Annotated in this window: 19 protein-coding genes; 11 read left to right on the top strand and 8 right to left on the bottom strand. The window is 42.8% G+C overall.

Going from position 1 to position 22,187, the window contains the following annotated elements; translation table 11 throughout:
- Positions 1 to 8: 8 nt before the first annotated feature.
- The 4 genes from A4R26_RS14710 to A4R26_RS34630 form a co-directional block, all read right to left on the bottom strand.
- Positions 9 to 479, bottom strand: coding sequence for a hypothetical protein (locus A4R26_RS14710; RefSeq protein WP_081164511.1), 471 nt, complete (start codon positions 477 to 479; stop codon positions 9 to 11).
- A complete protein-coding gene (locus tag A4R26_RS14715; protein WP_081164512.1) occupies positions 476 to 1,699 on the bottom strand; it encodes a DUF4221 family protein in 1,224 nt (407 codons plus the stop codon). Before A4R26_RS14715 ends, A4R26_RS14710 begins: the two co-directional genes overlap by 4 nt.
- 26 nt (positions 1,700 to 1,725) lie before the next feature.
- On the bottom strand, positions 1,726 to 2,817 hold the full coding sequence (locus A4R26_RS14720) for a hypothetical protein (RefSeq protein ID WP_133054675.1): 1,092 nt from the start codon (positions 2,815 to 2,817) through the stop codon (positions 1,726 to 1,728).
- A 1,019-nt stretch (positions 2,818 to 3,836) separates the two neighbouring features.
- Positions 3,837 to 4,019, bottom strand: a complete 183-nt coding sequence (locus tag A4R26_RS34630) for a hypothetical protein (RefSeq protein WP_133054676.1) — start codon at positions 4,017 to 4,019, stop codon at positions 3,837 to 3,839.
- A 215-nt stretch (positions 4,020 to 4,234) separates the two neighbouring features.
- On the opposite strand from A4R26_RS34630, the gene A4R26_RS14725 reads away from it, so the two are divergent.
- Genes A4R26_RS14725 through A4R26_RS14735 form a run of 3 tightly spaced genes read left to right on the top strand, consistent with a single transcriptional unit; the run spans position 4,235 to position 9,574 of the window.
- Positions 4,235 to 4,666 (top strand): DUF1573 domain-containing protein, encoded by a 432-nt coding sequence (locus A4R26_RS14725; protein ID WP_081164514.1) that lies wholly within the window; start codon positions 4,235 to 4,237, stop codon positions 4,664 to 4,666.
- On the top strand, positions 4,663 to 6,459 hold the full coding sequence (locus A4R26_RS14730) for an O-antigen ligase family protein (RefSeq protein ID WP_081164515.1): 1,797 nt from the start codon (positions 4,663 to 4,665) through the stop codon (positions 6,457 to 6,459). The genes A4R26_RS14725 and A4R26_RS14730 overlap by 4 nt, the downstream gene beginning before the upstream one ends.
- A gap of 16 nt (positions 6,460 to 6,475) precedes the next feature.
- The gene (locus A4R26_RS14735) at positions 6,476 to 9,574 is read left to right on the top strand and encodes an efflux RND transporter permease subunit (protein ID WP_081164516.1); all 3,099 of its coding nucleotides are present in this window, start codon (positions 6,476 to 6,478) and stop codon (positions 9,572 to 9,574) included.
- 54 nt (positions 9,575 to 9,628) lie between these two features.
- Here A4R26_RS14735 and A4R26_RS14740 read toward each other — a convergent pair whose 3' ends face one another.
- Positions 9,629 to 10,873, bottom strand: a complete 1,245-nt coding sequence (locus A4R26_RS14740) for an O-antigen ligase family protein (protein WP_165760271.1) — start codon at positions 10,871 to 10,873, stop codon at positions 9,629 to 9,631.
- Positions 10,874 to 11,803: 930 nt separating this feature from the next.
- On the opposite strand from A4R26_RS14740, the gene A4R26_RS14745 reads away from it, so the two are divergent.
- From A4R26_RS14745 to A4R26_RS14775, 6 genes are all read left to right on the top strand, one after another.
- Positions 11,804 to 12,004 (top strand): hypothetical protein, encoded by a 201-nt coding sequence (locus A4R26_RS14745; RefSeq protein ID WP_081164518.1) that lies wholly within the window; start codon positions 11,804 to 11,806, stop codon positions 12,002 to 12,004.
- A 107-nt stretch (positions 12,005 to 12,111) separates the two neighbouring features.
- Positions 12,112 to 13,173 carry a BF3164 family lipoprotein gene (locus A4R26_RS14750; RefSeq protein ID WP_165760272.1) on the top strand — a complete coding sequence of 354 codons (1,062 nt, stop codon included), beginning with the start codon at positions 12,112 to 12,114 and terminating at the stop codon, positions 13,171 to 13,173.
- A complete protein-coding gene (locus A4R26_RS14755; protein WP_081164520.1) occupies positions 13,173 to 13,703 on the top strand; it encodes a hypothetical protein in 531 nt (176 codons plus the stop codon). The genes A4R26_RS14750 and A4R26_RS14755 overlap by 1 nt, the downstream gene beginning before the upstream one ends.
- Before the next feature lie 25 nt (positions 13,704 to 13,728).
- The gene (locus A4R26_RS14760) at positions 13,729 to 14,622 is read left to right on the top strand and encodes a GLPGLI family protein (RefSeq protein ID WP_165760273.1); all 894 of its coding nucleotides are present in this window, start codon (positions 13,729 to 13,731) and stop codon (positions 14,620 to 14,622) included.
- On the top strand, positions 14,609 to 17,305 hold the full coding sequence (locus A4R26_RS14765) for a carboxypeptidase-like regulatory domain-containing protein (RefSeq protein ID WP_107685841.1): 2,697 nt from the start codon (positions 14,609 to 14,611) through the stop codon (positions 17,303 to 17,305). The genes A4R26_RS14760 and A4R26_RS14765 overlap by 14 nt, the downstream gene beginning before the upstream one ends.
- 176 nt (positions 17,306 to 17,481) lie before the next feature.
- The gene (locus A4R26_RS14775) at positions 17,482 to 18,471 is read left to right on the top strand and encodes a tetratricopeptide repeat protein (protein ID WP_133054677.1); all 990 of its coding nucleotides are present in this window, start codon (positions 17,482 to 17,484) and stop codon (positions 18,469 to 18,471) included.
- 101 nt (positions 18,472 to 18,572) lie between these two features.
- Here A4R26_RS14775 and A4R26_RS14780 read toward each other — a convergent pair whose 3' ends face one another.
- Together A4R26_RS14780 and A4R26_RS14785 are read right to left on the bottom strand one after the other, a co-directional pair.
- Entirely contained in the window at positions 18,573 to 19,031 is a 459-nt protein-coding gene (locus A4R26_RS14780; RefSeq protein ID WP_081164525.1) for a hypothetical protein, read from the bottom strand.
- Between the two features lie 168 nt (positions 19,032 to 19,199).
- Positions 19,200 to 19,907 carry a hypothetical protein gene (locus tag A4R26_RS14785; RefSeq protein WP_133054678.1) on the bottom strand — a complete coding sequence of 236 codons (708 nt, stop codon included), beginning with the start codon at positions 19,905 to 19,907 and terminating at the stop codon, positions 19,200 to 19,202.
- A 720-nt stretch (positions 19,908 to 20,627) separates the two neighbouring features.
- Between A4R26_RS14785 and A4R26_RS36225 the strand changes: the two genes are divergently transcribed.
- Positions 20,628 to 20,972 (top strand): AAA family ATPase, encoded by a 345-nt coding sequence (locus A4R26_RS36225; RefSeq protein WP_081164527.1) that lies wholly within the window; start codon positions 20,628 to 20,630, stop codon positions 20,970 to 20,972.
- Positions 20,924 to 21,241, top strand: a complete 318-nt coding sequence (locus tag A4R26_RS14795; RefSeq protein ID WP_081164528.1) for a P-loop NTPase family protein — start codon at positions 20,924 to 20,926, stop codon at positions 21,239 to 21,241. The genes A4R26_RS36225 and A4R26_RS14795 overlap by 49 nt, the downstream gene beginning before the upstream one ends.
- 701 nt (positions 21,242 to 21,942) lie before the next feature.
- Here A4R26_RS14795 and A4R26_RS35435 read toward each other — a convergent pair.
- Positions 21,943 to 22,187: hypothetical protein (locus A4R26_RS35435; RefSeq protein ID WP_207625752.1), on the bottom strand; the 245-nt coding region annotated here is incomplete at its 5' end.

The following is a 22,187-nucleotide window of genomic DNA, read 5'->3' on the forward strand; positions in this document are numbered from 1 at the left end:
TTGTTTTGCTACAGATTGAAATAGTCACGGATCTGCCTGACGTCTTTGTCTTCCAGATCGAACATGTTGTCATAAGCCCCGTTTCGGACAGAAAAAAGCTTGTCGAACCTAAAAACGTTTCCGTTCTTTTCCAATACTTTCGTCGTGTCACTACAAAAAGTTACATTCCCGGTATGGATCATGTCACGAATTTTGTTCGTGAAGTCGTTTTTCAGGATGACAACAGTCTTATAATCGGGGTGCTTTCTCGCAATTTCATCTACCATAGACACATTCTTTCCGTTGCAGGAACAGATAGTGTCGGAATGCAAAACAAAAACGACCATATTCTTCTCATTACCGATAGATATGTTATATTCTGTCTCGAGCGTACTTTTCAGGTTTGCGTAATAGGCCAGCCCGGCAGGATTACTTTCGTTCCTGCATTGACAGAAAACAAGCGTCATCAGCACAAAAATGGCTATCCTTTTAAGATTCATTTTTTATCGATTTTTAATGTCAGGAATTGTAAAAAATTTCGTTTTCTTCTAAGTGGGTCGACCATAGGAATATAAACCGTTCCTTTTGCGGAAAAAGCGGCTAAGGTGTGAATATTCCTAATGGGCATCGACAATTCCTTACAGATGCTAAAATGGTTGTCTATAACGGTAAGAAATAACTTCTTTTTAGCATAAACATTCTGAAAGTCATTGTCACCGCTATCCATTTTATCGTAATGAAACCTGTAGTAGCAGGCCGGACTATCTGTGTATACCAGCCGGCAGAAATTTACATTCCGGTGAAAGTGTCTCACTTTCAGGTCTTCGTTATCGATGTCGTCCCAGGTGAGGGGCTCCACTGAATTGGTGCTTATCGAAGAAAGACAGGCATATTCATTCGCCGTGTCACTGTTCAGTTGTTGTGTATAAACGCCCGGTGAAACAGGAAAAATATAGGAAATACAGTTCTGCCCGGCATGGATGAAATTCACACTCGGCTGTAACATATTGCCATAGTAATTCGTGCTGTATTGGGCAGCATAGCTCACCGGCAGCATATCAGGCCGTTTGGCAGCAAGGTCGTACTTCGCTATAAAACCGGTTCTGCCGGGGCTTTCTTTGGTCTTGAACCCACTCTTCGGATCGAATTCCGCACGTTCATAGGCCTGCACATAGATACACCGGGTCGACTTGTCGTAGTGAAAGATCGAAGGCGGACGGGTATAGAAAACGTATTTTTCGAAAAAAGGCTGTGTACGCGCCCCCCGTTCATTAATTGGCCATCGCGTCTTTATAGTACCAGTTGAATCGATGAGGGCAATATAAGCTTCGTCGAGTATAAATATGCTGTCGGCTGTATTGCAAAAGAGGGCCTGCAGATTGCCAATAGATGTGGCGCCATCTTTTTTCAATGCTATGCCTTTGAGAAACCTTTTAGTTGTCAGGGAATAAATCCTCAGCTCTCCGGATGTGTGGTTATACAGGTAATACAGCAGTTCATCCGTTTTTCTATCATAAAAGCTTGCCGTCGCCGAAGCATTTTCGCTGGCAAAAGTATCAGCGATTGTACTTACGGAGTCAATTTGTAAAACGAAAGAAGCCGTATCTGAAAACTTCTCAGGATGCGCCAATATAACGGCCTGGTGGTTATGCGCTTCATTACAAGCGGCCACCAAACTAAAAAAGAAAAAAAAGGCTAAACGGTAGTTGAATATTTTCATAGATAATTTTCGCTAATGAAGCAGGATCAATGTACCAGCCTGCACACATAATATTTGTTATTGCCTTCCTCCGGCTCATTGAAATTTTTATAGGAAAGAACTACATAATCGGGTGATTTATAGAAGGCCACCTGGTAACAATGCAGCGGCATTTCTATTTCGCCGGATACCTGCCGGTTATTTTGGAACAAGACGCAGTAATAGTGCACATATTTACCAAATACACTGGCAGCCTTTTCATTTGTAGTTATCTCCTTGTCATAAGCGCTCGCTGGCATGCCTGTACGATAAGAGAGCAGCAAAGAACTGTCGCCTGCATACAGGTTGTCAAGGGCTGAATTGACGATCACTGACCGGTTATAGTCCCTGTTTCTGCCCTTCTCTCCTATTTTGTATTTTATAGGCATTTGGAAATGATCCAGGTACATGGGAATGGTTTGCGGAACAGTGAACCCGTTGCTGTCTGAATAAACATAGATGTTTGGGTCGGGTGCATAGATCAGGTAGAACGATCGTTTGAGCGGCAGGTATTCGAACAATGCCCGCTCCCGGAAGTCATATTTATATTGCTTATGAAGACCGCCCTTTTCAAAACCGAACTTCAGATCATAATGGCCGGTATTCATGTTCTGCAGGGTCAGGTACCTGATGTCGTCGATAAATTTTTTGCTGCCGGCCGTATTATCAACGAGAAAATCGTAAGATAAGGGGCTTCTGAAAACAGAGGCGGCGATCGTATCGCCCTGGGTGTTTCGGAACCACCTGAGCTTTTTTTCATAGCCTGCCACCGTCTCCGGATTTTCAGGGCCGAACTTCCTGAGAATATGGCCATCCATATCGCAGATATAATAGCCCCTTTCTGCACTGATAATCACAGTGGAGTCTGAAAAATATCCTATGTTGCTGATCATAGCGCCTATTTTATCAGGACCTTCGCCCAGCGGCGCAAAATGATGTAATATGTTACCATGGTTATCTGTTTCATAAACGGTGCTGCCCATGCGGTTGTCTAACCAAAGAAGGTTAGAGGTGTTCCTGTTTACTTCGATACCTACGATCTCTGCCCCTTTAAGCGTTGTGGAAAATGAATCAATGACCTGGAAAGTGAATTTTGGCAAGACTGGGTGCTGAACACCAGTATGGCAAGATAAGGCCAGTACGGAGAACCAGCACAGGATAATAAAAGTACTTCTACTGTTGAACATGAAATAGTGGTGATTTTTACGGCAACGCAATAAGATATAAAATGCAAATTCATAAATGAGTTTGCATTTTATATGAATGGAGCCCGTTAGATTGTTAAGAACAGGTAATTACACCCGGTAATTTACACCTGGCAGTAACAGCCAGTTGATGTGCTTGGGCAACTACATCCCCAGTCTTGTTTTGACGAATCCCAATATTTCCCGCCATTTAGTTCCGTTGCATGAGCACTAACGCTATAACCCAGGGCGCCTAAAAAAATAATGGCTGAGCCCAGAATAGAAAGAAATTTTACACGATTCATAGTTAAGATTTAAAATGTTTAAATTAATAAAAGCATTGACAAGAATTTTCAGAATTCACGCAGGTACATGTAACAAGTGGCCCACTGGAAACTTTTGAACCGGGGTGTTCTGAAGCATAAGCTCTTATAGATGAAAAGATGCTAACGCCAACGATCATGGCTGCCGCTACCAATGCTGTTTTTTTGAATTTACGCATGTTTGATATAGTTTTTTTTGTTAGTGAATATCCAGGGCTCCATTCAAATTTTTAAATGATCTTCATCGCTTTGCAGGTTGAAATAAATAAAGCAATTTTTCCAACGCACCGTTATCCGGCGGTTTAAATCCAACACTCACACGAATGTTCTACCATTGGACAAACGCAAAAAAAACCTTGCGGAGGCAGGAATTGTCTTCCGCCCACCGACTCTTCTGCGTGCGCATTGACGCTATAACCCAGTGTGCCTAAAAAAATAATAGCTGAGGCCACCATAGAAAGGAATTTTAAACGATTCATAGTTAAGATTTAAATAGTTAATGATTATCTGCAAATACAAATAGGGAGTGTTCGGACAGTTACATTTAAACTGTCACGTGAAGAACTTATAATGGTAAATTCTTCCATTATCAACACACTGCGGCCCGGTAGTTTACCACTCCGGACATACACAGGTAGGGGTCATCGTATGACACACACAAACCCTACTACCGGTTGAAGAATCGTACACTGTTTGGGCCGGTTGTTCGCCTGCGTGCGCATTGACGCTATAACCCAGTGTGCCTAAAAAAATAATTACTGAGGCCAGCTTAGAAAGGATTTCTAAACGATTCATGATTAAGATTTAAAATAGTTAGCCCCGTCTTTCTGGATTTAATAGTACTTTATACAATTTATTCTGTACAGTAAATGTCGTATAAACAATTGAAAAAATATCTTTGCTTAGCAAATTAAATAAAAAAAATACATACTTTCAATACACTGGCTAATTTTTTCGATCATACTTACATGATAGCAACATCTGTATAATTTTATTTAACGATATATTAAATGAAAAGTAAAGTCTTATTCTATTCTGTTCTCGCAGCACTCGTTATTCTCAGCCTCCTGAATTTCAAGTATGATTTCCTTGGGAAATTACTATTTAACAAACAGGCCCCAGCCCCGATGCAGAATGGGCTTTCTTTCGACAAAGACACATTGTTCTTCGGTACTATCCGTGAGGGTACCCAGGGCAAATACAAGTTCATTTATACGAACACCGCAAAAAGTGCACTTACGATCACGGAGGCTAAGGCGACCTGTGAATGCACTGTTGCTGATTGGCCAAAGACGCCCATTCCTCCCGGTGAATCCGGCGAGATCAGGATCGAATACAATAGTTATGGAAAGAACGGAGACATCCTTGTTCCCATCCTTTTGACGGTTGATCCCGGTACTAAACAATATTATTTGTTCCTGAAAGGCAAAGTGATGCCATGAAAACACCCTATTTGTTCACAAAGACACCTGGAACCAATAGCCGGATTGCTGTTATAATCGCAGCAACATCATTGTTATTATCGTTATTTTATAATCCATATTTATATAACTTAAAAGGAGATGTTGGGTTTTATCTCTCTTTTTTAATACTGTCGGCCAGTGGCTTTATTCTTTTCCTGTTCCTAACGGTGTGGAGGCGAACGGCCGGCAAATTGCTGGCGACTGACCTTTGCCTCATATTATTCCTGGTCATTTGCGTGTTTTCGAGTGTTATACAGGGAAAGTATCACCTTGAAAACGAGAGCCTGCTAACACTTTTGCAGTTGTACCTGGTTTATTGGATGGTAAGATCCGGCGGTTTACTGTTTCTGGAGGCGTTAGGCGATCTGCTGTCGATAGCATTTGTACTGGAATGCTGTCTTTTTGTTTACCAGCTGTTTCATCCCGGGGTGGACCCCTTGTTGATCGCTTGCAAGGGAAGTTTCGACAACTCGTCGCAACTGGCCAATTTTTTAGTCTTCACTTCTCCGTTGGTGTTATACAGAATGAACGCTTTCCGGAACAAAGCCATTTGGCCTTATACTGTGACGATCTATCTTTCAATTGCGCTGACGATGATCCTGATCACCCAGGCCAGGACGGCATTTCTAACGCTGTTGGTCTTATTGCTGATCCTGTGGAAGAGATCCGGGAAAAAAAACCTGATCACCCGAATCTCCAATAAATGGCTGGCATTGGCCATGTTGCTTCTATTTATAGGTTCCATGGCGATCAAAAGAGGGTCGGCCACGGGTCGTTTATTAATATGGCAGGTGAGTGCCCGGCACCTTGGGGACAAGCCGTTGACAGGATCTGGCTATGCCAGTTTCCCCCGTGTATACCCCATTTGGCAGGCTGGCTATTTCGGATCGGGTAAGGGAACAGCCGAATTCAGAAAGGTGGCAGGCAATGTGGGAATAGCCTTCAATGAATATCTCAACATATATCTGGAAACCGGCATTTTCGGCCTGTTGGCATTTTCAGGGATCCTTATCATTATTCTAAGACAAAAGATATCAGCGGAAAACAGCCATCGCGGCTTCTATATAAAATTATCGCTGGCAGCGTTGTTGTTGCTTTCATTGTTTTCTTATCCCATGCAAAATACCACTACCCTTTTGCTGGTCTTTCTGGAAGTTGGTTTTTTATGCAATATGACTGAGGGAGCTTCCCTTATCCGTGTAAGCAAGTTCGTTCGGAATGTAACCTGTTTAATGGCAGCCGGGTTCTGTTTGGCGGCCGTTCTTTATTTCACGCAGCGGAGCCTGGACGTTCATCGTTGGAAGCGTGTTCGCGGTACGGTAGTGGAGGGCGACACTGACGGCATCAGGGAATACAATGAAATATATCGCGGGTTATGCCACAATGTAGCCTTCACCTACGATTATGGAGAAATGCTATACCACGTCGGTCTCTTTTCAGATTGTTCAAAAGTACTCGAACATGCTGCATTAAATACCGTTGAAACAGATAACCTCAACCTGCTGGGATTGAGCTATCAGTCCCTGAAGCAATACAAGGCATCGGAGAACTGCTTCAGGATAAATTCAAATATGGTACCTGGCGCCTTCTATCCTAAGTACCTGCTGGTTAAACTTTATCTTGAAACGAAGGATACGGTGCGGGCCATGGCGCTTGCCGATACGATCGTGAATATGCCGGTGAAAGTTCATTCAGATCAGGTTTTCATAATAAAGAATGAAATGACCAAATTGGTTTCATCGGGCGCGGGAAACAGGAAACAGCAGCACTAACTTTAATAAACGGAGTTTGGCAAACTTTATCTCACCTTTCAGAACCGTTTTACTATTTGTATCGTTATGCGTTACGGCATTGTGGAGTATTCCATCATTAAACGTAGATCCTTCTCCTCCATCTGCCACCACTCAATTATCGATACGATGCACCCTGCCCAATACCCTGCCGGAATTAATAGATGCCGGAATAACTTCCAGGATGGAGAATATGCTGGCGCAATTACCCGACCTGAAGCGGGTTAGTTCAATAAGCAATTACGGAGAAAGCATCGTGAACCTGACCTTCGCAGAGAAGACCAATATGTCTACAAGGCTTTTCGAGATCCAGAGCATACTCCGACGGCTGTACCCACAACTTCCGGCCCGAAGTTCGTTTCCGCAGATAGTACCATATGGAAATGGTGAAAAGCCGCTTTTGACCTATTTAGTCGCAGGCCGTGACCATTTTGCTGTGAGGGAAGCGCGTGTAAAAAACGATCTGTATAAACTTTGTTCGGCAATAGAAGGCGTTAGCCGGGTTACAGTCGAGGGCAGCCGGCAACCGCAGCTAATGGTTTCCGTTGATCAAATGCGCTGGACTCAATACCGGTTGAACCCCGATCGCATTACAGCCGCACTCAAAGATGCGATAAAGGAAAAGTGTGCCGGTGAAGTGCAAACGGAGTCAGGTTACAAATATCTTTTATGGGTCCGTAATAGCACAAGCATTAATGACATCGAAAATATCGTCCTCAGCACTGAAGGCACACAGTTAGTGCATTTAAAGGATATTGCCACCGTTACCCTGTCGCAATCAGATATAGATAGCTACTATAGGATCAATGGGAAAGATGCGCTCCAGGTATCCGTCTATAGTCACCGGGAAGTCAATACTATTCTTTTATCACGAACTGTAAGAAAAGCGGTGGACGAATATGCCGCCCGGAAGAGGTCGTCCTGCTCGGTAATACTTCAAAATGACGCAAGCGAACCGCTTTCAGCCGAGCTCTCACTGAATTACCGCCGCCTTTCAATAGCGACCGGCATTTTCCTGGGTTTCCTGTTTTTATTTTCCGGCGGCGCCAGAAATGCTATCATACTTATCTTAAGCCTGTCGGTCACCTTCTGCATAACCCTGCTGCTGACATTCCTTATGCACATTCCAATTGAAATTGGCAGCATAATCGGGTTTTCCGTATCCTTCGGGCTAACAAGTGATAATAGCCTGGTGATGATAGACCATTACTCCAGAAACAGGAACAGAAAGATCATCGGGGCCCTGTTCGTATCGACGCTTACCACATTGACAGCCCTTTTATTCTTTAATTTGCGTTTTCAAAATCAGCGGCCGGAAACCGGCGCATTCTGCTCCATCATCTCCCTTACGTTGATCGCGTCATTTCTGGTCTGTTACTGGTTTGTTCCTTCCATTCACCATTTTTTCAAAGGCGTATCTACCATTCCGGTTGCGATCACCAATCGTCGTGCACATATACGAAGGCTGCGTGTTAGGCTTTTGTATGCCTATTGGCTTAACCGTTTGGCGGGAAAACGGAAATGGCTTGCGACTGGTGTAATCATCCTGATTGGCCTGCCGCTCGACCTAATGCCATCCACGTGGCCAAATCATCCCTGGTACAATGCTACGTTTGGAAGCGGCTTCTACCAGGAAGAGATCAGGCCGGTAGCCAACACTATTTTAGGCGGCGCTTTTGGTTTCTTTCTCCGAAATTCCAGCACCCCGCTTAATACCCCAGCTGCCGGTGACAAGGTGTTAAATATTCACTGCTCACTGGCTCCGAATGCGCAAAAAGGCAGTATCAATGAGGTCCTGCATCAACTGGAAAAGGAACTGGACACCCTGACCATCATTCAAAAATATATGCTGGTAATCAAAAACCATCAGGAAGGAAGAATTACCATACACATAAAACCCCGGTACATCAATACCATACTGCCCTACAACCTCAAGAACAGGTTGATCTCCCGCTCGCTTTATAAGTCGGGAGTTACCTGGACTATCACCGGATTCGGCCGCAGGTATACCACCGCTGTGCAGCATCCATTGCCTCATTTCAGGATAATTATGACCGGCTATAATTACACGGCTTTAAAAAGCTTTGAACAAACGCTTGCCGACACGTTGCTTAAAAATTCGCGGATATCCAATATAAAGGTCGATTACGACCGCAGCAATCCGTACAGCAACAACACAAATTTCGAACTTGCTGTTGACGCCGCATCTGCTGGTTACTATGGAATAGACCAGCGCCGGCTGATCGATGAAAGTGGATTCGTGGCTGGCCAACACGCAGGCATCGGAGATGCGTCTATAAATGGCGATCTGGTTCCGGTGTATGTCCGGGACATCCGATCCGATTCCTTTTCCAGATTCCGTCTTCTGAACGACAGATTGCGAACAGGGCCGACCCAATTCATAAAGCTGTCGGCCGTAAGTGAACTTAAACCAATAAAAGTTTCGGCCGCAATAAAGAAAGAGGATCGTCAATATTCCTGTATACTACAATTGGATTATGTGGGTAACAGTGTAATGGGCAGTAAGTTTATTAACAGAAAGCTTGATAACCTTAGGAACAGAATGCCCATCGGCTTTTCGGCGACCCTGCTTACCGACACGTACAGTTCGCGGAACGGCGGTTCGGGCAGGTATGCAATTCTTTTAGTTTATGTTTTCATATTCTATATCTTATGTGGCATTTTATTCGAAAGCCTGAAACAACCGTTCTATGTACTTTGTATGATACCCATAGCGTATACCGGGATACTCCTGTCACCTATGTTAACGGATCACCATTTCGGGGATGGCGGGTTTGCTGCATTCCTAATGGTGGGAAGCCTGGCAGTGAGCACGTCTATTTTTATCATCAACGACCTCAATACGGCCGGCGCAAAGCACTACAATAAGAATATCGTAGCTGTAATGCTCAAAAGAAGCAGGGTCATATTTTTCACTACTGCTTCCGCATGCTGTAGCTTCGTGCCTTTTTTGCTGGAGGGTGACCGGTCAACTTTTTGGTTTGAATTTGCAGTAAGCACCATCGCCGGGCTCATAACGCTTCTGTTGGGCATCTTTATACTGCTCCCTGTTTTCCTTTGGAAAAATCAACAATGATGAAAGAATAGTGGAAAAATGTAACTTATACTTTAAGATTGCTAAAATAAATATTTACTGGTCGATTAACCTGTTTAGAATAGATCTGGTTTCACCCTTTATCCTTTCCACTTCATGCGATTCTATTTTTACCGGCATGCTCAAAATCATATGAGCTGTTAGTCTGGCCTTTGTTGTATCCCCAACCAATTCGTAGAGCTTTAGCAATTCCAGCTTCGTCCCGAACCTGTTCGGCAAATAATGGCACAGCCATTCATAATTTTGGATAGCTTTCCTGAAATCGCCTTCTTTTTTATATGCCTTTGCCAGTGTCTCAATTGTAATTCTGGAAATAAAATATTTTTTTGCTTCTTCCAAAATAAATGAAGCCTTTCGGCAGTCTGCGCTATCTTCCAGGAGGGTCATTCCATAGTCGGTTAAAAATTTCCCATCATAACTCAGCACTTCGTAAAGCCTCCCGTATTCAGCAATTATTCCAGCACGGTCGCCATCCAGCCGGTTGCGCAGTTTATCCCAATCCCGTTTTGCCTGCCATTGGCCAAATGCCGAATAAACGGCAAACCCTGCTATTACAATGAGTATGACCGGAATTGCCCTGGAAACGGCATTGTAAAGCTGATCCGGTAAATTGAGTTTCCGAAATATCTTCCACTTGTTTTCATTAACTATTGCGGCGATCGCAAAGCAAAATGCAAATAACAACAACAGGAAAGTAACATGAAAGGAATAAGAACTTATGCCGCATACCAGAATAGCGATCACAGTAAGCTTAGCCGCTTGTAGCAACGCTTTATATTTAATCGACCTGGTAGTAAAGAACCAGATCAATATGAAGACAAAAACAATAAAGCCGGGAAGCCCGATCATAAAAAAAAGTTCAACATATTCATTGAAGAGGTAATAACTTTCTCCGGCACTTAGAAAATAATAATTGGGTGGATGCGGGTGCGTGGCAAAATATTGCGCCTGCCATTGCGGATAGTGCCACGATACGCGGCCAGGACCTGTGCCCAGCCAAACATGATCGGCAATATGCTCTTTTGCAATATCCAATGTCATTAGCCGGGTGATAGCCGATAACTTTTTCAAATTGAACAGGTACCAGCCTGCGTAGCACATACCGGCAACCAATACGCCTGCTACCAGCAGGACCACTGCTTTGGGCAACCGGTACATAAACTTTTTCGCCACTGTTCCATACCGTAAAATAAAAAATGAAAGCAGCAGAATACCCAGCGCTATCATGCCAATTCTTGATTGCGACTTCCAGATGATTACAGCAACCAGGGCAAAAACCATAGCAAAAACAATAACTTTTATAATTTTTAAAAAGAGTACTATTTGTTTTGGGAGTGTGGGTTGCTTTCCACGAATACGAACAGCCGGCATATAAAACAACAGGTAATATAAAAAAGGTAACTGGGACACAATGTACCAGCTAAATATGCCTGAGTTTTGCAGTGTTCCTCGTATATCCAGTCCTGAAACCTTGAAGGAAAAATGATTTATCTGACCAATTTGTTTATAAGCCAGGTATAACTCCTCAAAGAACATAACTGCAAAAAATATAAGCAATGCATGCAACAGGCCAATACCAGCCGTAAGTAACATTATGAACAACAGTATAACAACGGTTATGATTGTAAAATATTCGTTAGCGAATGAATAGTAACGTGAAAGCAAAAGGCACAAAATAAATATATTTAAAACAAAAGTTACAGAGCGCTCACCGAATGTCGTTTTTTTATTCACAGGAATTCTCAGGATCAGAAACAATGACCAGGCGGATAAAGCTACAAAAGCCGGAAAGTACTGGCCATAATCATTAAACTCGAAAGTGAAGCCAAACGGATTATGAAAAAGAAAATAGTATGAGCAAATGAAACAAGATAAAAAGACTAACAAGTTTAAAGTCGCATAAATGATCTTCATATTACTCTTAAAATATATAACTGGAAGGAAATTACAATATCTACCCTTCACATAAAATCAAAGTGGAGTCTAATTTACATCAACCGCCGAATATATTTACTCATGTGTGTTATATCGGCAACAAATAAACTATTTAAAACATTTATTTTTTCTATTTTTGATTCCGATTGGTTATTTTTAATCAATGTTAACATAACAGAATTGGGTAGCACCCATGCGGGAGAATTGCTGTATGCCCTATATCTGCAAAATATTCAAGACGAGCAACATTAACCAACCAAGTAAACCTTTATTGAAATGAAAAAAGGACTTCTGAAAAAAGGACTTCTTGTTCTTGCCATCACCGCAGCGATAGCTCTAACCGCAAGCAAGCGCATGTTTGCACGGGAAGTTGCAGAGGGTTGTATTTATAATTGGAATAGTTCAGCATTTTGCTTTAGCGACAATGGCTTTCCGGTTTCACACTGTAGTAGCGGACCTACTGCGTGCGAATTCTAATTTAGCCATTACAGTTACTGATTATTTAAATTGCCCAGTACTGATTATCAATTTAATCAGTACTGGCTATATTTTTATTCTCCCAATTTTACAGATATATAATGTTAATGAGCATACGATTTCCCTTATATTTAATTATCGTTACCCTTTTTGCCGGTTGTATAGGTGGTGATAAAGAAAGGGACAAAATGAGTGAAGCCTTCCCGGTTGAAAATAAATTGCATGGTGAGCAGGTGCTTAAGCTCGACAATTTTATTCCCGATTACATAGATGTTTACAATGATTCTCTTTTGTGTTTCGTAAGCACTATTGGTGAGAAAGGGCATCATATTGCATTATATCATCTGGCAGAAAGGACTTTTCTTCCCCCGATTCTTCGGGTAGGAGGAAAAGATGGCCAGACATTAGGTTTTAACACCTTTGGTTTTGAACGTGGTTATTTTTGGGACTATGATCCAGGCAAAGAGAAGGTCATATTTACAAGACTGGATAGCATTCATGAAGCTGGCGCCAGTCATTTCATCAGGGAGATGCCTGTGCCAGGGTTTTACTATTCCCTTCAATTATTGAACGATTCTACCCTGCTGACCAGCGGAAATTATTTTCATTCACAAGATGATTATAAGCTTGCGACTTTAGATTTGACCAGCGGCAGGAGCTATAATCATATGGCGCCTTATTCAGCCGACTCATCGAAACCCTATACCCTGCCTCAAAAAATGAGTTATGAGAGTTTCCTTTTTTTAAAGCCATCCAAAAATAAATGTGTTTTAGCGTACAGATTTACTGATAGAATTGAATTAATTGACCTGGATACACGGAAAATAAAAGTCATCAGGGGGCAAGATATGTTTGAACCCAATTTGAAGGTGATGGTTAAAGGTAATGGAAAGAAAATAGCTTACCCTGGTGACGAATCAAGAGAAGCATATGTTCGGGGGCAGGTTACTGATAAATATATATATCTGCTATACTCAGGTAATTTACCAAATGGCAAAAACCTGTTTTACGGAAAATACATTCATATATATGACTGGGACGGGAAACCAGTTAAAAGACTGGAGCTTGACAATTACACGAAGGACTTTGCTGTTACCGGCAATGATTCGCTGTTATACACTTACGACCCCAAAACAAAAAACATCAGTGTTGCTAAACTTACAAACTAATGAAGACAATTTGCTTTTTCCTGATTCTGAATTTGACATTGCTGTTTTCCTGCAACCATAAAAAGAATTATGCCGACGGCGTGAAGGTAGTTATGCCTTCGGAAATAGAGATCTACAGGCCTTTTGAAGCCGATACAAGCCGGCGTTTTCTAACAGACCATAGCCCATTGAAAATTTACACCCTCATCAATACATCCTGTGCTACTTGTTTGACGAAACTGGAAAAATGGGATAAGTTTCAATCTGAAAACCCTGATTTCAGCGGCGTACCAATTATACCAATTTGCATTTCAAAAGACAGCTTTGCAATGCTAAAGTTCTTATTTGATAGCCATAAGATAAAAAGCATGCACCTGCCTCTGATACTCGATATAAAAGACTCCTTTCCCAAGCTTAATAATACGGTAGTAAAGACAGGTGATTTCACTGCCCTCACTGATGCCGAAGATCGTATAATTGTTCCGGGTGATCCAATTGACAATGAGAACGTTAGAAAAAGATTCCTGAATGCTTTGCACGAGATCAAATAATTCATTACATGCAATCCTTCATCAAATGATCCGAAAAATAAAAATAAAACGATTGCTGTTTATTTTTTTATACATCACGGCTAGCAATTTTTCCTTTGGCCAGGAAAAAATATCATACAATGTCGTGTATGAGTTCAGGTATGTGCGCGATTTGGCGAATAAAAAAAATCCCTATGTATCGAACATGGTATTGACATTAGGGCAAAGCACCAGCCGGTATATTTCGGAAAAAGACTATAAGGAAAACAATAAGGCCATTGCCAGAAAGAAGCAGCAAGCGCAACAGCAAACACAGGCGATGCCGACGAAAGCGCCTGCGGCATCCACCAAAGTACAATACGGGGGAGTTCCACTAAAAGTAAACCGGTCGGGGGTTGCGATGCAGGAAGAAGTAATGAAGGACCAGGCCAGGCATACAATGGAAACGATAGGTTTGATAAATATAAAGGCAAACATCGTAGAAAGCCCGTTGCCTGCAATTAACTGGATGTTGAAACCAGAGAAAAAAAATATCGACAAATATACCTGCCAGAAAGCAGTAGGCAATTATGCAGGGCGGGAATATGAGGCATGGTTTACACCTGAACTTCCCTATCACGACGGACCGTGGAAGCTGAATGGCTTACCAGGTCTGATACTGGAAGCCCGTGACGCCACTAATGAGGTTGCATTTTCTTTTAAAGGAATAATCCGGAACGACGATACTGAGGCTAAAGTTGTTTCATTTCTAAAAAACTACCCCGCTGTAAAAACCAATTTAAAAAGTTATCATCGTACCATGCAGGCATTCATTGAAGATCCTGAAGCTGTTATTACTGCCGCGTTTCCTGAAGCCAGAATTATGATCTCATGTGTCGATGGCTCAGGCACCAAACAGGTAATAAAAGTAAAAAAATACAACCCCATTGAGAAGGATTAACTTCATATGCAATCAGTCGGTTGCGGTTGCCTTTCTTTTTCTAATCCTTCTCAATAATGCTGTATATGCTCAACAGCGAACAGTTAGCGGGCATGTCAGGGACAGCGCCAACAAGGCACTACCATCCGCTACAGTGAATTTGCTCGATGATAACGAAACAATACTGGCATTCGCTTTCACCAATGAAAAAGGCGAATTCACGCTCACCCTTCCTGCAGCCGGGGCCTCTTCACCGCTTTGGCTGCAGGCAAGTTATATCGGTCACAGGAACCAGCGAATACTGCTGTTGCCCGGTGAACCGGTATATCATTTTAATCTGGCTACGGATGCAGCCGTTCTTAAGGAAGTGGTTATAAACAATAAGCCATCCATTGAAAAAATGGGCGATACCCTTCGATACGAGGTAGGGAAATTTTCTCAGAAAGAAGATCGCACAATTGGCGATGTGCTGAAGCGCATGCCCGGCATCGAAGTAGCCGATGACGGAACCATCTCTTTCAACGGAAAAAAAATATCCAACCTGTATATCCATGGCGATGACCTGATGAGCGGCAAATATGGTTCGGCCACCAGGGCGATCAAAAAGGAAATGATTGTGAGTGTGGACATTATGATGAACCACCAGCCAATTAAAGTACTTAAAAACAAAATACGTACAGACAATACAGCGTTAAACCTGGTACTGAAGGATGAAAAAAACCTGAAGTGGTCGTTCAAAGGTACAGCCGGAGCAGGGTGGCCCCGGCTATATGATGCGTCGGCAACAGCCGTTCTAATGAACAGCCGCTATAAGGCCCTCAACAATATCGCGCTCAATAACAGCGGCGTGAGCTATACCGACGATTTTAAACAACTGGGAACTGCCAATTTTACTTCAGGCATTAACAGCACCCCACCTAAAATCGATCTGTCGCTGGGAACCATTGGCCCGCCCGATCTGCCATTACCCAATTACTATTTCAATAACTCCCGGCTTATCAATCTGAATAACCTGTACAAAACCCAAAGTGATGTACAGTTGAAAGTGAACGTACAGGCATTTATTGACAGAAACAGCCTGGACTATTACAGCAGAACGGATACCTATTTGCCGAACGATACCATATATTACAGGGAGCAGCAATCGTTTACAAAGAGGCCATCGCTGTTGCACACAACCTTCAATGTAACAGTTAACAAAGAGCGGTACTTTTTCAATAACCAATGCAAATTTGAATTGAGCAATGAGGACAATACCAGCTTCATGAAATTCAACGACTACTTGTTCAACCAGGCTGTAAACAAGAACATTAAAAGTTTTTCAAACGATATCAACTGGATGCCAGCGTTACCGGGAAGAGGTATCGGAGAACTGCGGTGGCTTATAAGCTATAGTCGTGACAGGCAATCACTGAACATCGGAAACGGGTACAATTTCCAGATACCTGCCCAGGAGGGTTATTATGAAAATGTTATCCAAAACCTCCGGCTGCCCTCTTTATTCTCAAACCTGTATTGGGGATATAAGTTAGCCGGCGATATAGTTACCCAATCATATACTGCGGGCGCAATTATTGAGTCGCAGGATTTTAATTCACAACTTGAATTACTTAAGAATGGCACAGCCACCGCTTATACAGGCGATGCCGGGAACAATTTACATTGGTACATAAGCAATATGTACATTACGCCGGAATATCAGGTGCGATATAAGCGCCTGAGATCGACTATTCGAATGCCCGTTTCATACCAAAACATTCGGTATTCACAGCAGGAATATGGCCTCGATACAAAACACCGGAAGCTGCTCTTCACCCCATCGGTCAATATCAGGTACGAGGTAAACTCCGAGCAGTACCTTGACGCCGGCTATTCATTAAACAATAACCTCAGCAACATCACAGGCATGTACAGGGGTGGTATATTGACAAATTACCGGTCATTCAATGCAAATGACGCTGGTTTACAACAACGTGTCACTCACTTGTTTTCAGCTAACTATTATTTTGAAAAGGCCGTCAATATGCTGTTCTCGAATGCCGGTATCAGCTTCGACAACACCACAACCAACGCCATGCTAACCACTGTAATCTTAAATAATGTTCAAAAAACTGTTTTTCTGCCTTACAGGAACACACAATACCGCTGGTCGCTGAACACAAGTTTCAGCAAATTTATTTTTGCCCTGAAAACCACCGCTTCACTGAAATTGAGCTGGAACAGGTTCAGGAATACAGGAATAGTGAACGGAACCTTTCAGCCGTTATATTCAGAGGCTTTATTGTTTAGTGGGAAAATAATGAAAAAGATGTTTTCGGCCGTTACCCTTACCTACGAACCGAAAGGAATACGGGGCACCTCATGGTCTGGTTATACAGAGAATGGAAAAAGTAGGTCGAAAAATCATACATTCAGGCTTGACCAGCACATGACTCTGGGCCTTATGCCGATGAAGCAAATGAACGTTTCTGCAACAGCCAGATACAGTTTCAGTAACAAATCAAACAGCAACGGGGTCAGGTACTTTTTTATGGATGCGAAAGCGACGTATACCCAAAAACGAATGGATCTGATCTTTTCCGTCAATAACATGTTCAACGTCACACACTACGCGCTGTTTTCATTAACTCCTTATCAACTCATGGCAGACGAATATCACATCAGGGGGCGCATGGTTATGCTTCGTCTACACTATTACTTTTAACGTTTTTGCCATTTCATTTGCCGGTTTCGGATTTTAAGCCGATCAGTTGGCGAGCTATGCCTTTTTGCCTTCCAATCTTTACTCACAAAGGCGATTCAGGTAATTTTAATCTGACTATGCCGGCCATGATGAAAGTTTTATTTACTTTTCCGCCGTCATAATTATACATACTAACTATGAGTTTTCTCCATCTATTTTTCTGTAAGTCAACTGACGCGGAAAGAACTTCTCCCGGCAGAGAGGCGACAACGCCTGAAGAAATCTTCGAGCGGGAATTCCAGGCAACGATACCCCGGTATTTGTCGAAACCCGGTGTAAACGTAGACCTGAAAATGCGGCATAAGGAAACGAACGAGGTCATGACCTTTGCAGCGGCGTTTCCCGAGCAGTTTGAAACGTGGAAAACGATACAATCGCTGCCAGACAGGCGCGGGCTTATATATTCCATTCTCGATAACATTATGGGTAATGATCTGAAGTTATGGCAGATCATCGAACGGTTTGTTGACGATCGTTATGCCGAGCGGGCACTTGAAATTGCCAAAGCGCATGCCGATGAGAACGACAAATACAGCAGCGATTACTGGGCGGCGGTAGCCAAAGCCCATCTGGTTTTAACCGACTATACAGAAGCCGAAAAAAGCGCCAATAACGCCCTCGCGCTGGATGCGGGTAATATACGGGCTAAGATAGTGCTGGCAGATGTACAGCATATTACCGGCAAGACCGAAGCAGCGCATGAATTATACAATGAAGTGCTGGCTGCGCGGCTTCCCCGCACAACAGAACTTTCCTTGTCATTCGCCCAACTGACGGGGTTCGAAGGCAACATTTTACCCTCGCCGTTATATGCGCTCGACTGGCTGCAAAGCCATCCCGATACCACCGCCGACACCTGGGCCTGGGCCGGTGATGAATTCTATTACAGTCCGCACTTCAGGGCGCAGCATTCGTATTATTTGTTGAAAGAGAAAGAAGCGATGAAAGGGTTTGTAAAGCTGTTCACGCTGGCAAAAGAAATGCCGTGGTATAAAGAGGCGGTGACCAACAGTTGGCAATTGATACATCAATTAGGGCTGGCAGAGAACATGCCGGAGGGGAAGGCGTGGCTGGAAAGTATTATGGAAAGTAATGGATGGAGTGCTGGTGAAGGGTTGATGGGTTGACGGGTTCACGTGGAGGGCTACCAGGTTGAAAGATCTCTGTATTTTATTGTAACAAGAGTACTAAATAATAGGACTTAAATATAACCCACTATACCTTACATCTATTTTACAGCGGTCAAATTAAATTCGCGTTCTAAAAGTAAAATAATATTCGCCATATTCGATTCACTGTTACGATCTTTCACAACTTTTAGATCATAAAAACAATAATAAGTATAAGTACCAACAGTTACAATTTCAACACTGTATGCCATTCGATCGGCTCCACCACCACTATTACCGGAAAGTTCCAGTATGTTATTCTTGTATAATTCGCTAATTAAATGATGCCAGCCAGATACCGGATCAATGTTTTTCTTTTTGTATTGTTTAACTAAATTATAATTGAGCGTATCAACGTAGTCAACATTCATTTCGTAGAGCTTGCCCTTCCATTCGTCATTTTGCCGTTCAATGATTACCAGGTGTTTTATCAGGGCCAGGGAATGATCGAACCAAACCCTGATCTGTAAGGAGTCAAATCCGGTGTCAATTGGCTTCAATTTGAGTTGCCGGCTCAACTCGCGTACATTTTGAGGTGTGTTATTTTCGGACAAATCCGTACAAAAAGCGAGGCTGAAATTACCGGCAGGGGTTCACCTGATAAGGCAAGGATACCAACGCTGGTTTGCAAATGGTATCCGTCATTTTCGGGATTTCATTTACAGCAGATGGCTCCAACCGTTTGTTCAGGGAGGTAATAAAATAATATTGTCCATTGGCATGAACGATAACACAATCCCGGGCTTTTGGGACTTTGGGAGAATAGCACGTTGCTGGCTGGCCTTTTGTAAGCGGGGGCAAAAGCCAGCAAGGATATCCGCTTCGTCCCAATCATCTCTTAATAATTGCATGGCCCAGGCGGTCAATTGCTGATAACAACTGCGGCACCGGCAACGTAAAGGTATGCGGGCGTATAATGCAGATCCGATCCTGGATGCGCGGCCGAGAATCCCGGCATTATACAATACTTGCTGTTTATGGGCTTTGCGGCGTTTACTCTTTAAAGTTTTCCCCCGCCAGTAATCAGCATTTTGTTTGCGATAAGCCCTTTTAGGCTGAACAGGCAAAGCGGCAATAGCTTCCCGGGCTGGTTGTTTGCTGACCACCGGTTCTACATACCGTTGATACAATACCTGTTCAATTTCATCGCCGCCTAACCTTTTTCCAAGCATCTTACGGGCCTCCCCGGTGAAGGAGCGGTACATCCAGCCCTGCCGCCAGTATTCGGGCAAGGCATTATAAACGGCTGAACCGATCTTAGCGGCTTTTGCCATCAATGCGGCATTATGGCGGGTGCGGGCAAATTGGGGAGAATAAAGCACTTTGCGGCGGGTAAGCGAACTTTTTTGCGTACGAAGTTGCGCCCTTCCATCATGTAGAAGGTCAAATTGCACATGGTGCGTTGAAGGGAAATGGTGCAAAAACTTCGGCCATGGAATAAAGTTACCGATTACAGATAAGCGCAAGGTGGCTGTTAGATTATTTTGAATTTTGTCAAATCCATGCCGTTACTGTTATGGTGACAGGGGTGCTATCGGAATGGGTGTCAGGCTGTAGGTGTATTGTCTGAGATAGCTCTGAGATAGCTCTAAGATAGCTCTGGGAATGCTCTGGGTATGCTCTTGCGCGCATGTATTCCTGTAGGGTTCGTAGAGCATCCCGGTACAGTACCCTGGCTATATCACTACCATTCCCCTAGCATTTGGGTACTATTCCGCTACTATTTGTTTGCACCCCGCTTCAATTATTATGCAAGACGGAACCATAGCCATGTATCCGCCGTAGCAATACCGTAATTACCAGCATGATATAACGTAGTTGAACGCAGGACACCTCTACTTAGCTCCTACTATGCTTCGTATTTAAAGCGCATTTTCTAAAAAGGGGATGGTATTGAGTATTGGGCAGAAATGCAGCATTGTAAGCAGGTAAAGGGTCATTGTTACCGTTTACGGCCGCAGATCAGGCGAGAATCGCCAAAATAATTGACACATTGGCGCCACAATAGCGTTCGAGTAACACACACAAGGCATCCCCGGCATTTTTCTCGCCCATATACTATATAAGGTTCTGACAAGTAGCCCTCAATTTTCAACCTTGTAAAGTTTATTAAATTGAAAAAAAAAATCTTAAGCATCAAACGCCAACGCGACAGTGAACTGATAACCACCGGTTACCGGGTAGGAGAAAAAATGACTGATAACCCTTACTTTCCCGACCCGCCTTCCGCCCTGAGCGAAACACTTAAATTGTTGCCTGAATTTCAAACGTTGGTAAGCAAGATATCCCAGGTATCCATTTTTTCTGGATTAAATAATCTAATGGACCTGACATTAGACGAAAATTATGCAGGCATTTGCGGATATAACAGGAAGAACTGGAGACTGGTTTCAAGGAATATATTGATCAAATGGCAGCAAAAGAACCAAAAGCCCGGGAACAGGTTCTCCATAAAATAAAATATTGGTATAATGGCTATTCCTGGGACGGAAAGACTTTTTTATACAATCCTTTTTCCACTTTAATGTTATTGAACGGCAAGGAATTTGAACCACATTGGTTCCGTACCGGTACCCCCACCTTCCTGCTGGAATTTATGGAAAAACGCCGGGATTTCTCCCCGGTGCTGGAAGAATCTATTATCGTCAGCAGGGAATTTACCGACAGGCAGACGCTGGAACGAATGGATACCGTCCATCAACCTCAATATGCCTGGGTACTACCGTAGTTTGCATATCTGGCCATCGCTTTCAGTTTGATGGAAAATATAATATTAGTTTACCATTTTATGATTTAATACACTAGTGATGACCAAGGAAACAGTATTGTATCATTTCATAATAACGAAGGAGATCAGGATGAGGTTGTGTGCCCCTGTTGGTTTGCATACTCTATTTCCTGGCTTTACTGGAAAAAGAGCATGCAAATTACTGGGAGGAACACCTTGCTTATCAATGAAGGCTGCTATTCTTTCTCCTTCGATGATTGTTATACCAATTATGCCATGCAATTAAATTATTCCTGGTAAAATACATTTTCCCAACAAATGTGGTTGGAGCATCGGATTGCAACTTAGTATTAAGTTCCATAAAGTATATAGGCGCAATGCAACAATAATAAATAGTATCATGTGGAGCTGCATTTGCTACTGAATCTAATATTCTAAAATTATACCTCAATAGAGAATCTGTTTCATGATTTTCTGCTGCTATCCCCCTATGTGCCTGGCAGGTGGAAAACAAAAATCCCAATAAACCTAAACTAAGTATTATAAATCTATTAATCATTACTGTTCTATCTTTTTAAAATTAGATTGCTCCATATGAAGTATTACAAACTTTGTATCATTTTCTTTCTTATATGTCCAAATAACCATTCCTGAAAAACTAGTTTTACTACCAGGCGGATCTGGCTTTGTTTTGTTCATAGTCACTGTCTCATCTCTTCGGTAACCAGTAATTTTCTGTTCGGCGTCCAACCCAACAGTGCTATGCACTTCATTATAATTATCATCCCCCCTATCAATCTTTGTTTTTCTCGTTGTTCTGCTCTACCAATATGAATTTCATCAGGCGCCATCCCATCTGGATCAATAAATCGTATTGGGTTGTCGTAAGTATAATTATAAACACTCCAGCGCCTAGGCATCAGCAATTGTACTGCGGCGCGGATGG

Source organism: Niastella populi, from assembly GCF_002078015.1.
GTDB lineage: Bacteria > Bacteroidota > Bacteroidia > Chitinophagales > Chitinophagaceae > Niastella > Niastella populi.